At 51.1% G+C, this 1525-nt stretch carries 1 pseudogene; it reads left to right on the top strand.

Annotated elements, in window-relative coordinates:
- Positions 1-37: 37 nt before the first annotated feature.
- Positions 38-1525 (top strand): annotated as a pseudogene (locus tag IBX50_RS20530) (restriction endonuclease subunit R); the annotation flags it as partial.

The raw sequence follows: 1525 nt of genomic DNA, 5'->3' as shown, positions 1-1525 counted from the left end.
GGATGGGCACAACAAGGCGTATATCAAGCTGATCAGTGTGAACAATAAAAAAAGCCCAATCACTGCCAAAATCGAAATTGATGCCCGCCTGAAGAGCGGCAGTATCCAGCGTAAAGAAGTGACCGTAACCAGCGGTGCCGACCTGCTGGATGCCAAGTACAGCGGTGGCCGCGAAGTCTACGATGGCTACATTATCGAAGACATCTACTGCGAACAGGGCAATGAATACATCAGCTTTACCAGCAAGCCCGATGTTCTGAAGCTCGGCCAGGCTTTGGGCGAGGTTGACCCTGATGAATACAAGCGCTTGCAGATCCGCAAGACCATTGAAGAGCACCTGGATAAAGAGCTGCGCCTGCGCCCTGAAGGCATTAAAGTCCTCAGCCTGTTTTTCATTGATAAGGTGGCGAATTACCGCTGGTATGATGAAGCCGGTCATCCGCAAAAGGGCAAGTTTGCCCTGATGTTTGAGGAAGAATACGACCGCGCCATTCGTAAGCCCAAGTACACTGATCTGTTTGCAGGGGTAGACCTGGAAACCGCCGCTGAGGGCGTGCATAACGGCTACTTTGCCATTGATAAGAAAAAGGATTCTTCCGGCAGAGAAATGTTGAAGGAATCAAAACTAGGCAAGGATGGCAAAGCCGCCAGCAGTGAATCCGATGGCAGTGCCTACAACACCATCATGAAAGACAAGGAGTGGCTGCTGAGTTTTGCCTGCCCGTTGAAGTTTATCTTTTCCCACTCGGCGTTAAAGGAAGGCTGGGATAACCCCAATGTCTTTCAGATCTGCACCTTGAACGAAACCAGCTCGGTGATTAAAAAGCGCCAGGAAATTGGCCGTGGCTTGCGTATTTGTGTCAATCAGAAGGGCGAGCGGGTGCATGGCTTTGCAGTCAACACCCTGACGGTGATGGCGAACGAGTCTTACGAGCAATTTGCCGAGCAGTTGCAAAAAGAAATTGAGCAGGAGGAAGGCATTAAGTTCGGTGTGGTTGAACAGCACCTGTTTGCCAATATAGTGGTGCCGGTGGATGAGCATCACCATGAGTACCTGGGTGTGGAGGCTTCCAAAACCCTATGGAAACACCTGGAAGCGGCAGGCCATATTGATGCCAAAGGCAAGGTGCAAGACAGCCTGAAGACCGCATTAAAAAGCGGCAAGCTGGATTTACCCGAGGCGTTTCAGCCCCATGCAGCGCAGGTGACCGCTGTACTGAAGAAGGTTTCTGGCAACCTGAATCTGAAAAACCGTGACGATAAAAAACCAGTGGCACTGAATAAGGCGGTGTTTTTAAGCCCTGAGTTTGAAGCCTTGTGGAGCCGCATCAAATACAAAACCAGCTTCCGGGTGGATTTTGATGTGGCGCAGCTGATAGAAACGTGTGCCGCAGAAATCCAAAACAACCTGCAAGTCGGTAAAGCCCGGTTTATCTACCGCAAAGCCAAAGCCACGATAGACCGGGGTGGGGTACATGCCGAGCAGGTGCAGGAAACGGCCAGCGTGTATGAATCCCGTGCCTTT

Source organism: Marinospirillum sp. (genome assembly GCF_014859565.1).
The sequence above is the reverse complement of the archived record's forward strand: the minus strand, read 5'-3'. Positions and strand labels throughout refer to the sequence as shown.